This is a genomic window from Iodobacter ciconiae, assembly GCF_003952345.1.
In the GTDB taxonomy this organism is placed as follows: Bacteria; Pseudomonadota; Gammaproteobacteria; order Burkholderiales; family Chitinibacteraceae; genus Iodobacter; species Iodobacter ciconiae.
In genome coordinates, this window is the sequence record NZ_CP034433.1 from 3130587 (window position 1) to 3150074 (window position 19488).

13 protein-coding genes and 1 tRNA gene are annotated in these 19488 nt (G+C 48.4%); 7 read left to right on the plus strand and 7 right to left on the minus strand.

What is annotated here, in order from left to right; translation table 11 throughout:
- The 4 genes from EJO50_RS13740 to EJO50_RS13755 all read right to left on the minus strand — a co-directional run bounded on the left by EJO50_RS13740 (position 1) and on the right by EJO50_RS13755 (position 6062).
- Complete coding sequence (locus tag EJO50_RS13740; RefSeq protein ID WP_125975068.1) at positions 1–996, minus strand: T6SS immunity protein Tli4 family protein; 996 nt, start codon at positions 994–996, stop codon at positions 1–3.
- Entirely contained in the window at positions 993–2711 is a 1719-nt protein-coding gene (locus EJO50_RS13745; RefSeq protein ID WP_125975070.1) for an esterase/lipase family protein, read from the minus strand. Before EJO50_RS13745 ends, EJO50_RS13740 begins: the two co-directional genes overlap by 4 nt.
- On the minus strand, positions 2711–5407 hold the full coding sequence (locus tag EJO50_RS13750) for a type VI secretion system Vgr family protein (RefSeq protein WP_125975073.1): 2697 nt from the start codon (positions 5405–5407) through the stop codon (positions 2711–2713). Before EJO50_RS13750 ends, EJO50_RS13745 begins: the two co-directional genes overlap by 1 nt.
- A 313-nt stretch (positions 5408–5720) precedes the next feature.
- A complete protein-coding gene (locus tag EJO50_RS13755) occupies positions 5721–6062 on the minus strand; it encodes a DUF1289 domain-containing protein (RefSeq protein WP_125975076.1) in 342 nt (113 codons plus the stop codon).
- 266 nt (positions 6063–6328) lie between these two features.
- On the opposite strand from EJO50_RS13755, the gene EJO50_RS13760 reads away from it, so the two are divergent.
- A tRNA-Gln gene (locus EJO50_RS13760) sits at positions 6329–6405 on the plus strand.
- Positions 6406–6537: 132 nt separating this feature from the next.
- Here EJO50_RS13760 and bluB read toward each other — a convergent pair.
- Together bluB and metH are read right to left on the minus strand one after the other, a co-directional pair.
- On the minus strand, positions 6538–7212 hold the full coding sequence (gene bluB / locus EJO50_RS13765; RefSeq protein WP_125975079.1) for a 5,6-dimethylbenzimidazole synthase: 675 nt from the start codon (positions 7210–7212) through the stop codon (positions 6538–6540).
- 212 nt (positions 7213–7424) lie between these two features.
- The gene (gene metH / locus EJO50_RS13770; RefSeq protein WP_125975081.1) at positions 7425–11174 is read right to left on the minus strand and encodes a methionine synthase; all 3750 of its coding nucleotides are present in this window, start codon (positions 11172–11174) and stop codon (positions 7425–7427) included.
- Between the two features lie 189 nt (positions 11175–11363).
- Between metH and EJO50_RS13775 the strand changes: the two genes are divergently transcribed.
- From EJO50_RS13775 to EJO50_RS13795, 5 genes are all read left to right on the plus strand, one after another.
- Entirely contained in the window at positions 11364–12335 is a 972-nt protein-coding gene (locus EJO50_RS13775) for a quinone oxidoreductase family protein (RefSeq protein ID WP_233702092.1), read from the plus strand.
- A 4-nt stretch (positions 12336–12339) separates the two neighbouring features.
- Complete coding sequence (locus EJO50_RS13780; protein ID WP_164521515.1) at positions 12340–12921, plus strand: YqiA/YcfP family alpha/beta fold hydrolase; 582 nt, start codon at positions 12340–12342, stop codon at positions 12919–12921.
- A 107-nt stretch (positions 12922–13028) separates the two neighbouring features.
- Positions 13029–13937 carry a Dyp-type peroxidase gene (locus EJO50_RS13785; protein WP_125975087.1) on the plus strand — a complete coding sequence of 303 codons (909 nt, stop codon included), beginning with the start codon at positions 13029–13031 and terminating at the stop codon, positions 13935–13937.
- A 183-nt stretch (positions 13938–14120) separates the two neighbouring features.
- Positions 14121–15314, plus strand: a complete 1194-nt coding sequence (locus tag EJO50_RS13790) for a branched-chain amino acid ABC transporter substrate-binding protein (RefSeq protein ID WP_125975089.1) — start codon at positions 14121–14123, stop codon at positions 15312–15314.
- Between the two features lie 224 nt (positions 15315–15538).
- Positions 15539–16489 carry an SAM-dependent methyltransferase gene (locus EJO50_RS13795; RefSeq protein WP_125975092.1) on the plus strand — a complete coding sequence of 317 codons (951 nt, stop codon included), beginning with the start codon at positions 15539–15541 and terminating at the stop codon, positions 16487–16489.
- 80 nt (positions 16490–16569) lie between these two features.
- On the opposite strand, the gene EJO50_RS13800 is transcribed toward EJO50_RS13795, so the two are convergent.
- On the minus strand, positions 16570–18549 hold the full coding sequence (locus EJO50_RS13800) for a methyl-accepting chemotaxis protein (RefSeq protein ID WP_125975095.1): 1980 nt from the start codon (positions 18547–18549) through the stop codon (positions 16570–16572).
- Positions 18550–18695: 146 nt separating this feature from the next.
- On the opposite strand from EJO50_RS13800, the gene EJO50_RS13805 reads away from it, so the two are divergent.
- Entirely contained in the window at positions 18696–19487 is a 792-nt protein-coding gene (locus EJO50_RS13805) for a transporter substrate-binding domain-containing protein (protein WP_125975098.1), read from the plus strand.
- Position 19488 lies beyond the last annotated feature (1 nt).

Genomic DNA, 19488 nt, shown 5'->3' on the forward strand with positions numbered 1-19488 from the left:
TTAATTGCTTGGGCGGATTCGGATAGTTTTAACAATTGCTTCGTAAAGTGCCATTGCTTCTTGATTGCTCAGTGTGGATGGCAAGGTTTGACCTCCACCTGATTCGCCGGTTTTAATTTCCAGGTTAATTGAAGGCAATAATGGGTTTCCAATCTCACCTAAAGTTTCCCAGGTGAATATATGGGCAATACCTGTTTCATCATCAGAAGGCAGAGCAGTAAGTGCTTCTTCACCATTTAGACCATTAATATTGCGTTTTCCTTCTTTATTATATTTTAGTTTCTGTCCAATCTTTTTTATAATGCCTGATGCATGGATTCTTTCCAGCAAAGACTGCTCTTGCTTGAAATAAACATTGCTTTCTATACGTATTTTAACGTAGGGGTGGTTTTTTAAAACAAAATAAAGGCTTGCAGCTTCTACTTGCTGTGTTTTTCCATCATTAGCCACAAAGCCATTTTCAAAACAAAAACCTGGCTCTTTAGGTATTTCATTTTGGGGGCGGTAGCGGACTTGGTTAAGATATTGTTCATAGCCATTTAATATGTCATTAATTCTAACATCGTCAAATGATCGATCTGATGTTATAAATGAATATCCGTTGGTGGTTCTTTTGTAGGTGTCTATACCAAATGCTTTGTCATTAAAAGCAAATCTTGATGAAACAATCATTCTTTGATTTTTATTTCCTGCAAAACGAGTTTCAACATATTTGTATGATCTAGTGTTCTTTTCATTTTTTAAAATACCCTCTTGCTCTTTTATTGTTTTTTCAAATAGTTCACTGCTCATTTTTTTTGATTTAATTTGTAACTCTTTATAACTATTCCCCTCTCCTGCTAATTCTGCTTCATTAGGCATATCAACTAAATAACGACCAAAACAATAGGTTTTTGTTCTTTCAAACATGGCTTGCTCCGCTGCATAAGTATTTGCTATTAATGCAAATAAGCTGGTAATAACGATGGTGGCTTTTTGTAATGATCGTTTTTTCATGGTGTGGCAGGCTCCGCAAGCTGAACCAACTTGGCGATACTGTATATTGTAGATTGCATTGCAAATCGATTTTTATAACTATTCTGATGATCAAAGCCTTTCATCTTGAAAACCATTTGCGGAGCAGGAATTAATTTTTCCAGAGCCGCGCCTGAGACTAAAGGCACTGTGCCATCGCCGCCCTGGTCTCTCTCATTTCTTAATTTAAAATGCAGGGTGTTTTTAGCATCAAGGGCTACATCTGCTTTACCTGTGGTATTGCGCCATTGGTCTTTTGCTGCAAGTAGCACAGATTCATTTTCAGTAGATATTTTGTTTTTGCTATCCCAGCTGATATTGCCGAATGTTAGAAACTTATTATCATCAATGCCATAGTATCCATATGTTTTAGGGTGAGCAGAAAGGCCTACTGTTTCGTGAAAATTAGCTGCTATGATCAATGCATCTTTATGTGCTTTGAGGGGCGTTTTACTCTTGGCTGATTTAATTGCCCCCGCTGGGTCAATTAACGATGGATCGACCATCCCCCACCAGCAATCGTCCGTGGTTTTGCTATAGATTTCTTCATAGGGATCTGATTCGGGCAGCTGCTTTATGATTCTTTCTTCACTGCCAGTTTTTTGAATTATTTTCAACCAGCCTTTCGGGTAGGCACTATTGGGTAGCAGCTCTAACGGGCCAGGAGCGCAAGAGAGGGCGGGGGTGATTTCGGTAGCGCTCCAGCCAATAATTACAGCGGCAGCAGCGCCTGCAATATCAAAAAAACCATCTACTTCAGTACCCGCCCTAAAACGCCGGTAAACCACGGGCGCACCGCCAACGGGCTGCACGCCGTGCACAACACCCAAAATTTTGCTGGGATCTTGCTGCGCAGCACTACGGGCAACAAAGCCGCCCATTGAATGGGTCAGCAATATGACTTTGCTGCACTCGAAGTACTGGCTGTCATTATAAAATTTAATAACTTCATTAATACGCTTGAGCAAATGCTCGCCAGATACCTTATTGCTTTGCAGCCAGTTATAGCCACATGCCCATACGGGGTAGTAATAATCGTCTAATTTATCTACTTCTGCAGGGCTAAGTGCAGGAGGGGTTTCACCCCATGCAGCAGCGGCTTTGGCAGCGGCTTTTTTATAATCCGGTTTGTCTGTAGAGGAGCTATCGGCTGCGCCAAGCTGGGTTAAAAGGCCAATTTCTTCCAGCAAATGATTACCATCTTCTTTGCTGCGGCCCGGCTTGCTATATTGCTCGTTCAGGCTGATTTCTAATTGCTGTAGTGTTTCATGATAGCTATCTGCGTGTAGCGCCCCCCAGCCCCGTTTTTTAGCTTCTTTTTCGGTGAGCATAAAAAAATTGCGGGGGATATTACATGGTCCATCCGGGTTGACCTCTGTTTTGTTCGGGTCAAATTGCAGTTGTCGTTTTGCGGGACTCTGCCTACTTCTTGATATCGCTTCTCCAAGCCCTTTCAATATGCCATTAGGTGGCATCCATGATATTTCTTTACTTGCACTCATCCGTATATTGGTTCCCATAATTCCCGGCACAAAAATGATAGGAATAACGGTGTGCGGGGGGCGAATGACCAGGGCACTAAGCTTGAAATCTTCAGGGCTTTTAACAGAGCTGAACATTGGCTCACCCCGATCATCAAACTCAAGGGGCAAACGACGTACCGCCTTAGAATCAACTGCTCTTTCTCGATCTGCCATTATTTTTTCCGTGTGAGTTTAAGGTTGATCGACTCAATCGCTTTGCCCTTCAGGCGGCTGGTTGCCCCTTTGGCATCTGTGCTGCCACTTTCTAATAACTTGCCCGCATCACTGTGTATTTCGTGCTTTACTTCGGTGATGGCTTTGCCAGAGCGGCTGACGATTGAAAATTGCTCATCTGTTTTGTTTTCACTTTTGGGCATCGAGGGTAGCTGAGGGCTGCCATTGCCGGGGCCTTCCATATTGTGCTGGCTGGCTTTTTGAGTGTGGCTTCCTGATGCTTGGGTGATGATATTGCCAGCTCCAAGTGCAATATCGGTGCCCTGGGTGCGCAAGGTAATCTTTGGGGCTTCCAGCAAAATCTCTTCCAGGGAGTAAAGGTGTAAACGCTTGGACGCGCCGATTTCCATCTGATCACTTTGTGCCTGAATATGGATTTTTCCTGCTGCCGCAATCAGCTTCATACCCATTTGCTGAACAAAAATTGACAGGGATTCCCCGATACGAAAACGTAGTTTTTGCCCGATGCTGTGGTTGCTGTCTTTTGCCGCAATCTGGTCATGGTTAGCCCCGGATACAATGCTGATCGCTGATTGGGAAGATATGGCAATGCCAGCGGGAGCCGTCATTGCCACGATGCCTTTACCGCCTCCTTGGCCTTCCTTATCTGTATTGCTGCCTGCGTGCCATTTTTTCAAATCGCCCAATAGTTGCTCTTCTTGCTTGGTATCGGTGTTATCAGCCTCATGTGTTTCTGCTTGCTTGGCCAGCTGCTGAGCAATAGCAAGGGCTTGCTCTAGCTGGGAGATTAACTCGTCTCGTTCCAGTTGAGCGCCCTTTGCGCCGGGCTGATCATGTGCGGTGAGTAGTAAGCCTTGTGCGCCTCTGATCGCGCCTGCCAAGTCTGTTCTAAGCTCAAAGCCACTGCCGCGCGGCTCTGCTTTGCCATCTTTACGGGGATGCGTCAGAAAACCCTGGTTTAGCTGGGTTTTACCGGTTTCACTTGATAGCTTGGCGCGTACTTCCTGTGGGGTGTCATCAAACAGTAATTCATTGTATTGCCCGCCTTGATGCTCCTTGGTTTTAATCCCCGAGAGTGTTTTATTCGCAGGCAGAGAACCAGCCCCGCTAAAATCAGGCACACCGTGGCTACCGTTATAAACCACGCCTGTCACAATAGGCCGGTCGATATCGTTATCCAGATAGCCAACTAAAACTTCCTGGCCGATTCTGGGGATAAACTGATGGCCCCAGCTTGCACCCGCAGACGGGTAAGCCACGCGCACCCAACAGGAGGATTTATCATCCAGATTTGCACCGAAATCAGGGTGCTCATTTTCTCGCTGCCATGAAAACTGGATCTTGATCCGGCCAAGCTCATCGGTATGCACTTCTGATCCGGCAGGGCCGACCACGGTAGCTGTTTGCATCCCAAAACTGCTGGGTTTGCTGCTTTCGTCATAGCGAGGGGTGAGCGCCTGGCCCCGGCGCTGGGCGGTAAAGTCCGCCTGATAAGGTGCATTTTCTGCTGCATCTGCTGGATTTGAACCCACCAACAGGCCCGGTGCAATCATCAGCAGTTGCTGGGTCAGATCAACAGGCAAATTATTATTGGCCGTAAATTTAAGCTCGGTTACTACAAACTCACGCTTTTCAGCGGCATCCCACTCGTGGGCGGGGTGATCTTCCAGGCGAAACCACTGGCCTGCCTGCAAAGATCGCAATGTGCCAGAGCCGCTAAAAGACTTTTTAACCAGATCGTGTGATTGCTGGCGTAGCTGTGCGTAGTGGCTAAGGTCTTCAGAATTATTCGCATAGTAGTGCGAGAGTGAGCCGTAATCTTCAAAGCTCGACTGAATTTGCTGGCCGCCTTCACCCTGATCAACTGAGCTGTCATCAAAGCTTTGGTTGGTCTTAACGGCCTTATAATCAAAGCTGGCTAAGGCTACGCTACTGCTTCCCAGCTGACGCTGGGTGGTCCAGTCAGTGAGTGCATCATCTGTCTCTGTGGAGTCGGCCCTGTGGAACCTGACGTGCGAATCACTAGCCTCGGGGATAGCGTAAGCGTCATCAAAAATCACCAGTTGTACTTGCGGTGAATCACCGGCTAAATGGGCAAAGCGCCAGGATAAGCCTTCACGCTGCATGATTCTGCATAGAAACGCATAATCAGATTCATTTTTCTGGGTGGTATAAGATTGGAGAGGGTAATTGCCGGACAGTTTGAAATCCAGCGTTTGTACTGAGGCAAAGACGGGGTTTTTGTCCTGATGTTCGGCCAGAACCTGTTTAATCAAATCTGGTACAGATAAATCCTGAAAAACGCGAGAAGTGCGCCGGTATCTAAGCAGGGCAAAGGGCGGCTCAACAGTGAGCTTGTATTTGGCAAAGCCCCCATCAGAGCCCAATAATTGTGCCTGGGAAACCACCCCACAGCGCTCTATTACTCCCCCCCGAGCATCGGTAATTGACAGTACAACCGGTAAGCCCAGTAAGGATTTAAGCTCTAAAGCCACGTCTGCGGACAAGCAATTAATACTGTAAAGAAAGGGCCGGTTTAGCCCTTCCTCCCCCGTTACCTGCTGGGGCAGCAGCTGATCTCCCCATACGGCACCATCGCCAATTTGCAATGAGATCAATCGCTGATCCTGATTAAAGGCAGCGGCGAAAGAGGCAAGGAGCTGGTCGGGGCGCATGGTTATGCTTTATAAGGGATGATTATGTAGCCTACCTTACACACTATTTTTTTGTCAAAATGATTACGTCATTTATTGGGTTTTGTAATTTTTTACATGTGCGTTGCAAGTAAATAACCTTACATAGTCGGCGGGTATGTTTTTATCAAAATGATATATGCACCAATAGCTGGTATTAATCTTCAGGTTTGCCTCTGGATTGTATTTGCTTGCATAAGGGGGGCATATTCCCGGCAAGCTATTTACAATACTGGCTGGTCTGTTGTTGCCAGTTATCGTGACCTGCGGTGCTCTGTTCTAGCTCTTTAAACGTTTAGCACGGCTTGCGCTCTGTCATTTGCTGGTTAAGGCATGTGGGGCAGAAGCAATCACCTGTTATGCTGGCAGGCGACAAAACGGGTGGGAGATCCATGCACCAGCATCCGCCCTGTTGACCGCCACTGCCACAGCTGAATTTTGCGCCACAGCGCTGGCATTGCTTGCTTTTCATAATTAAGGGCAGGGCCAGTAAGCGTTGCCAGATGGCGGTTTTTTCTGTTTCTGTTGCTTTAGACCAGAGGCTGATTTCATCAATTGTGCGGCGGCAACCGGTGCAGGTTTGAGTGTCATCCAGTTTGCACTGCTGAATGCAAGGTGAGGGAATGGCTTCGGTCATGATTGCAAATCAGGAGGGTAAATTGTGATTTTACCAGCCTGACTCCTGATCATCTTACAAAATGCCGTTTTTTCCTTATCAAATTAAGGGAAATAAACAGACAGAATATATTGCTTACATCATTAATACCCTATTTTGTGGGGACTTTGGAAAAGCTAAAAAAGCTGGTTGAGATTGCTTCTATGCTGATTTTTATAGGGTTGCTTACAAATTTGTGTTTAAAGCTTCCCAAAACAAAATTCTTCATGTAGTATGCCGATCTCTTCAGGGGAGTCGCCAAGTTGGTTAAGGCATCGGATTTTGATTCCGACATGCGAAGGTTCGAATCCTTCTTCCCCTGCCAAGAGCAAAATAAGCCGCGTAGAGCGGCTTTTTTTACGTCTGAACCATGCCCTTTTAAGGCTGAAGTGCCTCGTATTCATTGGGGTTATGGCAAGGGCATCGGTTCTGCAGAAAGTGGGCTCAGGGAGTGCTTTTAATAGCTGCTTGGGGTGCTGTGATCGCCAGCTGGCCAGCTATTTTCAAAAAAGATCTGCTCTTGCTCCAACCGGCAGCCCCAGCCCAGGCGCTCCAGTGTGGGTTTTTCAGGAAATTCTTCAACTTGCCCCAGACAAAGAATGGCAATGGGCTTTGCGCCTTCCGGCATCTTTAACAGCTTGGCCAGATCAGCAGGCTCAAAAATCGATACCCAGCCCATACCAATTCCTTCGGCGCGGGCCAGCAGCCACATATTTTGGATGGCGCAGGATGCAGAGGCTAAATCCATTTCGGGCAGGGTGCGGCGACCAAAAATATGTTTCTCGCGCCCATCCATTAAAGCGACGACCAATACTTCGGCGCATTCTGCCAGGCCATGTACTTTTAGCTTCATAAATTCTTGCTGGCGGCTTGGCAGCGCCGCCGAGGTACGCTCGCGTTCGGTATCTACCAAGACATGCATCTGCTTACGTAATGCGCTATCGGTGATATGTAAAAAGCGCCAGGGCTGCATAAAGCCCACCGAAGGGGCCATTTGTGCCGCTTCAATTAAGCGGGGCATCAGTCCTTCTGGCAGAGGGCCGCTTTTAAACTGACGAATATCGCGCCGCTGGTTCATTAGCCGGGTCAGGCTTTCGATTTCGCTTTCTAAAAAACGATGTAAGTTGGGCATTGGGTGTCCGAAACGGATGATTTGGATGAATTGGCACGTGGCTACGATAAAATAATGCCATATACATATTTAGCTAGGTGTTTTTTATAAGACGGTGGCTTCTAGGCACTGCATTGTTACAGGCTGGGTAAAACCCGTTGTTTGTCAGTTTTGGTGCCAAAGTCTGCTGAGTTTTACTTTACCTTCCAAGTTCTGTTATCTGGCCCACAAAATCAGGCGTTATATCCCAGATTAGGTGCTAAATCGCGCTCGGCTTGCTCGATCGTTACTCCACGGCGTATTGCGTAGCTTTCTACCTGATCTTTCTCGATTTTGCCCACTGCAAAGTATTGCGCTTGCGGGTGGCTGAAGTAGAAGCCGCTGACGGCTGCGGTAGGCAGCATGGCGTAGCCCTCGGTAAGGCTCATGCCGATGCTGGCGGGGTCGATCAGATTAAATAAGCCGGTTTTGGGTGTGTGATCCGGGCAGGCGGGGTAGCCAGGGGCGGGGCGGATGCCCTGGTATTTTTCGTCGGTGAGATCATCCACAGGCAGGTTTTCATCCGGCACATAGCCCCATAGCTCTTTGCGAATTTTTTCGTGCATATATTCGGCAAAGCCTTCGGCAAAACGATCGGCCAAGGCTTTCACCATAATGGCGTTGTAATCATCGCTCGCGAGCTCGAAGCGCTCTACATGCTGGTCAATATTCAGCCCGCCGGTTACGGCAAATGCGCCGATATAGTCCCTTACACCGCTGTCTTTTGGCGCAATAAAGTCAGCCAGGCACCAGTTTGGCTTGCCAGCTGCCTTGGCATTTTGCTGGCGCAGATTGTGCCAGGTCATCAGGCGCTCGCCGTTTTCCGGGTGGTAGATTTCAATATCGTCTTCCACGCTGCTGGCCGGGAAAAGGCCGATTACTCCGTTGGCTTGCACCCACTCGCCTTCAATCATTTTGGCCATTAGCGCCTGGGCATCGGCAAACAGGGCCGTGGCAGCCTCTCCCACCACTTCGTCTGTCAGAATGCGCGGATATTTACCAGCCAGCTCCCAGGCGTTAAAGAAAGGGCTCCAGTCGATATAGGGGGCGATGTCCTGCAGCGGCACTTTTTCAAAGTGCATCACACCCAGCTGCTTAGGTTTGGGCGGGGTGTAGCTGCTCCAGTCTATTTCAAATTTATTGGCGCGGGCCGTGGCAATCGGCAGCAGCTTGCTCTTGCCTTTGTTTTCATGAATGGTGCGGATATTCTGGTATTCGGCGCGTAGCTTTTGCATAAAGGCGGGCTTTAGCTCATCGCTTAACAGATTGGAGCATACGCCTACCGCGCGGCTGGCATCGGGCACGTAAACCACGGGGCCATTGGCGTAGCCCGGCTCAATTTTAACCGCAGTGTGTACTTTAGACGTGGTGGCTCCACCAATCAGCAGCGGAATATCAAAACCCTGGCGCTGCATTTCTTTGGCCACATGGCTCATTTCTTCCAGGCTAGGCGTAATCAGGCCAGAGAGGCCAATCATATCTGCGCCGATTTCTTTGGCGGTATCGAGGATTTTTTGTGCAGGCACCATTACGCCAAGGTCGGTCACTTTGTAGTTATTACAGCGGAGCACCACACCCACAATATTTTTGCCGATATCGTGCACATCGCCTTTTACCGTTGCCATCACAATATTGCCTTTGGCGGGCGCGTCCTGCAGGCCCATGGCGATTTTTTCGGCTTCGATAAAGGGCTCTAGGTGCGCAACGGCGGCCTTCATCACGCGGGCAGATTTAACTACCTGCGGCAAAAACATCTGGCCTGATCCAAACAGATCGCCCACATGGTTCATGCCGTTCATCAGCATGCCTTCGATCACATGAATCGGGCGCTCGCAGGCGAGGCGTGCTTCCTCAGTGTCTTCCAGAATAAAGGTGGTATTGCCGCGTACCAGCGCATGGGTGATGCGCTCTTGCAGCGTGCCATTGCGCCAACCCAGATCCTCGGTTTTCCCTTGGCTTGCGTCGCCTTTAAAGCGCTCGGCAATTTCGATCAGCCGTTCGGTGACATCCAGATTGCCCTCGGTGAGCGGTGCTCCGGCGCTGGTGCCTGCGGGCAGCATTAACACCACGTCTTCGATTAAATCGCGTAATTCGCGTGGCACTTCTTCGTAAACTTCCAGCGCGCCCGCGTTCACAATCCCCATGGTCATGCCTTTTTTAATGGCGTGATAAAGGAAGACGGCGTGGATGGCTTCGCGCACTTTATTATTGCCACGGAAGGAGAACGACACATTCGACACGCCGCCGCTAACCTTGGCGTGCGGCAGATTCTGGTGAATCCAGCCGGTGGCTTCGATAAAGTCCAGCCCATAGCGGGCGTGCTCTTCAATCCCTGTGGCCACCGCAAAGATATTCGGGTCGAAAATAATATCGGCCGGATCCATGCCTACTTCATCGACCAGAATGCGGTAGCTCTTTTCGCAGATTTCTACTTTACGGGCATAGGTATCGGCCTGACCGACTTCATCGAAAGCCATCACGATCACCGCTGCGCCGTAGTCTTTGACCAGACGGGCGTGGTGTTTAAAGGCTTCAACGCCTTCTTTCATCGAGATCGAGTTAACAATGCACTTGCCCTGCACGCACTTCAAACCGGCTTCGATCACCTCCCATTTGGACGAGTCGATCATGATCGGTACGCGCGAGATATCCGGCTCGGCAGCGATCAGGTTCAGGAAGGTGACCATGGCCTTATGGGCGTCCAGCATGCCCTCGTCCATATTGATGTCGATGACTTGCGCGCCGTTTTCAACCTGCTGACGCGCCACCACCAAGGCCTGTGGATAATCACCATTTAAAATTAGCCGGGCAAAGGCTTTGGAGCCGGTCACGTTGGTGCGCTCACCCACGTTCACAAATAAATCGCTATCGCCGATATTAAATGGCTCTAGGCCAGAAAGGCGGCATTTGGCTTTGATCTCGGGCAAGGCACGTGGTGGCAGATCTTTGACCGCCGCATACATGGCGGCGATGTGTGCCGGTGTGGTGCCGCAACAGCCGCCGACAATATTGATCAGGCCTGATTCGGCCCATTCTTTGATCGACTCGGCCATCATGGCCGGGTCCAAATCGTAGCCACCAAAAGCATTTGGTAAGCCCGCATTGGCGTGGACTGAAACAAAGCTTTCAGAAATCCGGCTCATTTCTTCTACATACTGACGCAGCAAATCTGGCCCTAGCGCACAGTTCAGCCCGTAGCTGATGGCGTCTGAGTGGCGCAGGCTGTTGTAAAACGCTTCGGTGGTCTGGCCGGTTAAGGTGCGGCCAGACTGGTCGGTAATCGTACCGGAAACCATCACCGGTAATTGATCTTGTTTGGCGATATTATTTTTGCGGAAATACTGTTTAATCGCGAACACTGCGGCTTTGGCGTTCAGCGTGTCGAAAATCGTTTCAACCAGCAGAATATCCGCGCCGCCTTTCACCAGGCCGTCGATGGCCTCTAGGTAGCTTTTAACCAGCGCATCAAAGGTGACATTACGATAGCCCGGATCGTTTACATCGGGGCTGATCGAGCAGGTGCGGTTGGTTGGCCCTAAAACACCGGCGCAGTAGCGCGGCTTATTCGGTGTTTTGGCGGTTTGCGCCACGCATAAATCTTTTACCAGCTTGGCAGCGGCAAAATTCAGCTCCCAAACCAGGCTTTCCATTTCATAATCGGCCATGGCAATCGAGGTGCCGTTAAAGCTATTGGTCTCGATAATATCTGCGCCTGCATCCAGATATGCCTGATGGATTTCGCTGATAATTTGCGGTTGGCTCAGCACCAGCAAATCGTTATTGCCTTTGACATCGCAAGCCCAATTGGCAAAACGCTCCCCACGATAATCGGCTTCTTGCAAATCGTAAGCCTGAATCATCGTACCCATGCCGCCGTCTAAAATCAGAATGCGCTGTTTGAGCTGGTTTTGTAGTTCCGAATGAAGACTCTGAGGGCGGGTCATGGGCTGGTCCAATCTGGGCATCATGCAAAATTGATAACTTTACCATGCCAAGCAGAGGGTTTCGTCTTTGGATAAGTAGTTTCATTAATTCCGATGCAGAAAGCTTTCAATCAGGTTATCGTTTGTTTGTGATTGGCTTTATTTTTTTGTCAGGTTTGTTCGGTGTAATGACTACCTAAAGAGGAAATTATGATGCAAACCCAGGTGATTCGTATCCACTCTCATGGTGATAGCAGTGTAATGCAGCTTGAAAATGAGGTTTTGCCAGCACCGCAGGTAGGTGAAGTCTTGTTGAGCCAGACTGCGATTGGTGTTAATTTTATTGATACCTATCATCGTTCAGGTTTGTATCCGCTTAGCCTGCCTTCAGGTTTGGGTGTTGAAGCGTGTGGCGTGGTTAGGGCGATCGGCCCCGACGTGACTGAGTTTAAGCTGGGGGACAGGGTGGCTTATGCCGGTGGCGCTGTGGGTGCTTATGCATCGTATCGGGTGATGCCGGCAGAGAAACTGGTGCTTGTTCCGGCAGGGGTGAGTGATGATATTGCAGCCGGGACGCTGCTGCGGGGGATGACGGCGCAATACCTGCTTAAGCAGACTTTTCCGGTGCACGTAGGGCAAACGATTTTATTTCATGCGGCTGCCGGTGGTGTAGGTCAGCTGGCTTGCCAGTGGGCACGAGAGCTGGGGGCTACAGTTATTGGTACTGTGGGCTCTGAGGCAAAAGCAGTAATTGCGCGCCGTTATTGTGATTATGTGATTAGTTATGAGCGTTTTTCTGAGCAGGTTCGTGAAATAACAGGTGGCAAGGGCGTCCCTGTGGTGTATGACGGAGTGGGGGCAGATACTTTTGCAGGTTCGCTAGATTGCCTGACCCCACGTGGAATGCTGGTGAGTTTTGGTAATGCATCGGGCCCTGTCCCGCCTTTTGAGCCGGCAATTCTGGCACATAAAGGTTCACTTTTCTTTACACGTCCTACACTGGGGCATTACACCTCAACAAGAGCCGAGCTGGTGAATACAGCTGCAGACTATTTCCATGCAGTGCGTCGTGGTTTACTCAAGCCAGAAATTGGCCAGACTTACGCATTGGCAGATGTGGCACAGGCCCATCAGGATTTGGCACTGCGAAAAACGCAAGGCTCTACTTTATTACGGCCTTAAAAAAATGCTACTTCGCCCGCACATTATTTATCTGCACGGTTTTTTATCCAGCCCTCTATCGCAAAAAGCACAGGAAATGGCTGGCTGGATGAGAGAGCAGGGCTTACAGGATTATTTTCATTGCCCTCAGCTGCCTATGGATCCCAATGCTGCGGGAGCGTTGCTTCAGGGTTTGTTTTTTCATTTAGCACATGAAGATATTTGCGTTGTGGGTAGTTCATTAGGCGGTTTTTTTGCCACATGGGCTGCTGAAACTTTTGCTTGTCGTGCAGTGCTGATTAATCCTGCGGTAAGGCCTTATGAAAGAATTAATGAATATCTGGGACCTCAGCGCAATTACCAGACGGGCGAAATTCATTTGATAGATGCCTGCTTTGCCGAGCAGCTACAGGCGTTCGAACGCCAGCCAAGCCAGCCGGACAAATATTGGTTACTTACACAGACGGGTGATGAGGTATTGGATTATCAAATAGGTGTGAGTTATTACTCAGCCTGCCGTCAAACGATTATTCAAGGGGGTGACCATGCTTTTGCCGATTTTAAGCCGTGGTTGCCCGAAATATGGGGCTTTGCCCAAGGTCGATAAAACTTGATATAACCGTGCTGTTTAGAGCTGGTTTTTGATAGCATTATTGTTTTGTAAGGCGGGGTAGCCTCGCCCGATGTCTGAGATATTTGTTTAAGGATTAAAGCATGACTCCACAAAGTGGAATTCTTCCTCCTGCCAATGGGCACGCACTATTTACCTTGTTTAGGCGGAGGCTGGGCAGGCGTGCCGATGCGCGGTTAAAGGCGTTGCTAGCCAGTGTTTCAGATCGGATTACTCAATTGCAGGGCGAGGATCCACAGGCAAGCGGAGTGCTTGCGTTTGGCTCTCATGTCTGGCCCGAGCTCTACAGCAGCAAGCCTGTTTTATTGCGGGATTTTCCTTCCATTTCAGGGGCGATTCATCCCGCGCCGGTTAGTGAAGTCGATGTTTTGCTCCATTTACGTGGCGAGCGCTATGATCTGCTGCATGAATTTGCAGATCAGTTGAGCGCTGAAATGTCGGAATGGCTGGATGTGATCGAAACGGTACATGGTTTTCGCTACCGGGATGCACGTGATCTGACCGGCTTTGTGGATGGGACTGAAAATCCGGTAGGTGAGGAGCGTGCAGAAGTTGCATTACTGGTGGATGGTGATTGGGGTGGGGGCAGTTATATTCACCTGCAGCGCTATGTGCACCGTATGGAGCAATGGAAAAAACTTCCGGTGCGCCAGCAAGAAGCAGTGATTGGGCGTAGTAAGGAAAGTAATGAAGAAATCGCCGATGAGGATCGGCCGCACACTGCCCACATTAGTCGGGTGATTATTGAGGAGGATGGTGAAGAGCTGGCGATGCTCAGGCACTCCATGCCTTATGGTCAGCCCGGTGGAGAAAAGGGACTTTATTTTATTTCCTACTGTAAAACTCCCCTGGTGTTTGAAAAAATGCTGACCAGAATGGTCGCGCCTACATCAGATGGCAGAGTTGATCATTTGCTTAATTTCACGCGCGCAGTAACGGGGGCCGCATTTTTTGCGCCTAGTATTGAGCAGCTAAAGCAATTGCAAAAATAAAACAGCAGCTTATTTAGGTATTTTTTGCTGCCGTAAATTCAAGCCGTAGCTCGCGTTTTAGCGTTGTTATGGCTTGATTTTTTTTGGCTAGCATTCTGTGCTCTGTGCTTGTTCAGGAAAATCCCGATTGCTGTAAAAAATGAACGCGCCCACATTGTGTGGACACATTCGAGGGGAGTTTTTATGCAATTTGTTCAGAAATCAGCCGTGCTATCTGCAGCTCTTGCTTTGGCGCTGACAGCGTGTGGTCAAAAACCGGAAAGCAATACCGGGGCATCTGCTCCGGCCCCTGCTGCCGTATCTGCTGGCGATTTATCGGTCGTACAAATTGGTTTTGCAGCGCCGCTGACAGGGCCACAAGCGCATTATGGCAAGGGCTACCAAAATGGCGTGCAACTGGCGATTGATGATGTAAACGAAACTAAACCCACGCTGGATGGCAAGCCTGTTAAGTTTGAACTGGTGGCTGAAGATGATATGGCAGATCCCAAAACAGCCACTCAGGTTGCCGAGAAATTTGTAGATAGAAAAGTAGCCGGGATTATCGGGCACTTTAATTCTGGCTGTGCGATTCCAGCTTCCAAAATCTACTCAGATGCAGGCCTACCGCAAATTGCGATGGCCACTGCGCCTGCTTATACGGCTCAAGGTTTTAAAACGGCCTTTCGTTCGCTGACTTCTGATTCACAGCTTGGCTCGGTTATCGGTAAATACACGGTAGAAAAGCTAGGTGCTAAGAAAATCGCCATCATTGATGATCGTTCTGCTTATGGACAGGGTTTGGCTGATGAGTTTGAAAAAGCTGCTAAGGCTGCCGGTGCAGAAATTGTGAAGCGCGAGTTTACCAGTGATAAAGAGACAGATTTCACCTCGATTCTTACTTCTATCAAAGGCACTAAGCCGGATGTCATTTTTTACGGTGGCTCTGATGCGCAGTCCGGTCCTATGGCGCGTCAAAAGAAACGCCTAGCCATTAATGCACCGATTGTTTCTGGTGAAATGACCCGCTCGGATACCTTCCTGAAATTAGCTGGCCCGGATGCAGAAGGCACTGTTGCCGCACTGGCTGGCCAGCCTCTGGATCTGATGCCGGGCGGTAAAGATTTTGCGGCTCGTTATAAAGCCAAATACGGTGAGCTAGAAATTTATACTCCATACGGTTATGACTCTACCCGCCTGATGCTGGCCGCAATGCAGGCTGCCGGTTCGGCCAGCCCGGCTAAATATTTGCCGGTACTGGCTAAAATCAAGCACAGCGGAGTGACTTCCAGCAATATCAGCTTTGATGACAAAGGCGATTTGCAAGACGGTAGCCTGACAGTGTACAAAGTGAAAGACGGTAAGTGGGAAGTACTGGAAACATTGGGCGGAAAGTAAGTTTATTTCAGTCTGCATGCAAGTTGGTGAGTAAGATTACCTTTTAATGCAAACTGGCCCGCCGGTTTGCATTTTTTTATGCTCGCACGCCAGAAAATAACCACCACTCAAAACCCAGATCTTGAACTACGGAGGGCACAGAGGACACGAAGTTTCATGGAGAAAACCTGGCTTTGCTTGTGTTTTTCTCTGTGGTTTAAGATTCATGAGTCAGGAGCAGTGCTTTGAATACTAAAACGCCCGAGCAGCGATGGCAGTGGTTGCAGAGCGGGCCGGGTTTGGCGGCTTTAAGTGAGGCTTGCCCGGAGGATTGGCTCCTTGTACGTGAGGAGCTGGCATCGGTGTTTGCGCGGCGTAATCCAGCCGAGCTTAAGCAGTTGGTCGAGCGTTCTTCTCAGCGCGTTAAGCCAGATGCGCGGTTTTTATCAGGCGAGCGAAATGGCCGGGCTTTTGACGACTTTGTACATGCTCAAGTTCGTCAGCGTATGGCTGAACTGGCCCTGCGCCAATATGCTTTTTCTGCCGCAACGGGCGTGTATCAGGGCAAAGTCAGGTTTAATTTCTTTAATGGTTTTCTGGCACAAAAGCTTTTATTTAAGCATGATTTAGTCAGAAAACCGGTTTCGATGCGGGCATTTAAGTGCGTTTGGCCGCTGTTATGGCAAAAGCGGCTCCTAATGCCTCTGGTAGAAAAACGCGGGATTTATTGTTTTTATAGCCGAGAGTTAATTGCAGGCCTAACCCGGATTATTGGCCAGCGTAGTTGCCTGGAGATTGCCGCAGGGGACGGTACGCTTAGCCGGTTTTTAAGTGATAAAAATGTGGATATCACGGCTAGCGATGATTTTAGCTGGGGAAAAGTGGTGCAATATCCTGAAGCGGTGCAGCGTTTGGACGCCGCCGCCGCCATTGCCCGATTTAATCCGCAGGTAGTGATTTGTTCGTGGCCCCCTTCGGGAAATCGTTTTGAAAAACAGATATTCCGCACTCGTAGCGTGGAAACTTATATTGTGATTGGCAGCCATTCACGCTTTATTACCGGCAACTGGGTCGATTATGAAGCACAAACGGGATTTGATTGGCAGGAAAATACTGCGCTTAGCAAACTGGTGCTGCCACCTGAATTAAAGGCCGGGGTATGGATTTTTCAGCGTAAAAGCATCCCGCCTGATTAAATTATCCAGGCTCGCTTGGTCTTTTTTCAGAAGCGGTTTTACGAATACAATTTATCGCTCTTTACATTTCTGGCTGATGATTAAACCTTTAATTTGCTCACACTTTCCTGTAAGCGAGATGCTACCTGCTGTAGCTCTTTAGAGGCGTGCAGGCCTTTTTCGGTGTAGGTGCGGCTGCCATCTGCTTCTCTGGCAATGGTTTCAACATGCAGGGCTACATGTTCACTGGCGGTGCGTTGTTCAAGCAGGGTGTCGCTGATCGCGCGTAATTGTCCGACTACACCACTCATTTGTTCTCTCATGGCATTCACTGACGCACTTACCTTTTTTGATGTGTGGCTGTTCCGTTCTACTTCCGCCACACTGTGATTCATACTGTTTACCGCATCCTGTGTAGCATGTTGGACTTTTCCTAAAACCCCGACAATTTCTGCCGAAGAGCTGGATGTTCTTTCGGCTAGTTTACGCACTTCATCGGCAACAACGGCAAAGCCACGGCCCTGTTCTCCTGCGCGTGCGGCTTCAATGGCGGCATTAAGTGCCAGCAGATTTGTCTGGTCGGCAATTTCCCGGATAACTCCTACCAGTGATGAAATCCGCGTTGATTCAACGCTCAGATGATTAATACTGGTGGATACGGCGTTTATGCTGTCGGCTATTTGCTGCATCTGGCCAAACGCTGAGTCCACTTCCGCTACGCTTTGGAGCGCTTGTGTTTCTGATTGGGTCCCTAATTCCAGTGCGCTGCTGGCATGGGATGCACTTTCGGCAATGCTGGTAGAAAGTTGTTCAACCGCGCTGGATACCATCTGGGTTGTTTCACTTTGCCTGATCGCCATATCTGCAATGCTTGCAACTGTTTTGGCGTATTCAATTGCGATATCTCCCAGCAAAGTGGTGGCGATTTGTGTTTCTGCCACCATGCTGCGTAAGTCTTTTTGCATACTATCAATTGCTTGAAGCAGACTTCCCTGATCTGAAGGCGGGATTGGTACCGCTAAATTACCTGCAGCAATCAGCTTGACCAGGGCAACAACGGTATTTGGGTCACTGCCAAGCTGCATACTGAGAGCACGATAAAAGGCCCAGCCAAGTAAGCTGATTAGTATGAGGGCCATAATAGCTGCACCAACATAGTAATTGCGTTTCTGAGTCAGGTCATCAACCCGTACTTGTAAAAGTTTATTGAGTGCGGCTTGCAGGCTTTGACTCAGCTCTTGCTGTGCTTTACTGCCTTGAGCGTGCCTCTGTAAGAGAGAGGGCAGGGCATCGGCTTTTAGGTTTTCCAGTGCTTGAGGGCTTAGTTCGCTTTGCAGTTTGTTATATTGGCTGCTCATTGCATTTAAAGCGTTATCAAAGTGCTTATTCATTTCTGTATTGTAATTACCGACCCTGATTAAATTCCCTGTACTAAGGTCCAGATTTTGCTGGGCCATTGGCCTAAGTTCAATTAGACGGGTAGTCTGACCAGCTTGTCCAATTTTTAAACTGATAGCGCTGCGTGCCATATGTTCACCCAGTAAATCCTGATAGGCAGGCAGGCGAAAGCAGACGGTATCCATCAGGTAATAGGTGTCGATATCAGGGTCCAGGGTGAGGTTGGATTGATCACAAGCATCAGAAATATGTTGGGTAATAAGGCTGGATAACCTGGCATAGCTTTGCTCTGCATCTTTGGGGTTTGTGGCATTTTGCTTGCGAAATTCTTCCCACGCCTGGCGCATGGCATCTCTTTTAGCATCAAAGCCTAAATCTTGTACTATTTGGATTTGTTCAGCATTGGAAAGTATTTTTTCAAACTCGCTGACCCACTCGCTATCATTAACGGATAATTCTGCTACTTTGGTCGAGCGCAGTGGCTGCAAGCTGTTTTGTAAACTAAGCCACGGCTGGATATACGCCATTCCCTGTTGTTCACGGGCAGAGAAAAGACGGTTAGTTTCAGTGACTTTATAAAGAGAGTAGCCCAGAAAACAAATACCCATTGCGATGACCAGGCCCATTACGGCAAACCGGCCAGGGTAGCTGAGCGAGCGCATTAATCGTATTAAGTAGTTCATCTCTGTGATCCAGAATGTGCCGAGTTTTTATCTTAGGCAGGATTTGCTGTTTCTTTATTTTTATCTATAGGTGAGCGGCTAAAAGGAATATGAGCTTTGTTTGGTTTTAATCTACTATAGATTAAGAGAAACTAGAGGTTAAAGTTATGTATAAATTAAGCATTGTTCTTTTGCTGCTGATAGATTTTGCTTATGCAGAGAGAATTGAGCTTCATTTAATGGGCAGGCGTGATCAGCAGCAACAATATTATCATCGCTTATTGCAGGAGTCGTTACAGCTGGAAGGGCATAGAGTTAGCCTTGTTTCGGAACCGGAAATGCCATTACTGCGTGTGTATAAATTATTAGAAAGCGGGGAGTTATCTGCCCACTGGCTTTTGCAAACTGCGGAAAGGGATAAGCGGTTTTTGCGGGTTAATGTGCCTTTAAGTTTTGGTTTAATTGGCCAGCGTTTATTACTTGTTAAAAAGGGGCGGGCGGCTGCCTTTTCCAAAGTAAAAACCTTGGCAGATTTACAGGCAACAAATAAGCGTGCAGGTATGGCTCAGGGGTGGTTTGATGTCATGGTCTGGAAAGAAAATCAATTACCGGTTTATGAGCAGATCGGGGACTGGCAAATATTATTCAAGTTAGTTACGGCGGGTAATCGGGATGTTGATTATTTGCCACGTGGAGCGATAGAAGCTTTAGATGATCTAGCCTCACATCCGGATTTGGAAATAGAGCCTGGTTTACTTTTAAATTATGAGCGTGATTTTGTCTTTTATGTTTCACCCCGCTACCCACAGCTTAGAGGGCAGATTGAAAAAGCATTACAAGCGGCACTGGCAAGTGGCTTACAGCGCCGCCTTTTTGATCAGTTTCTTTTTTCTAAGGTAAAAGGGCTTAATTTAAATAAAAGAACGGTGATTAATTTAAACTCACCTGTTAATTATTAAT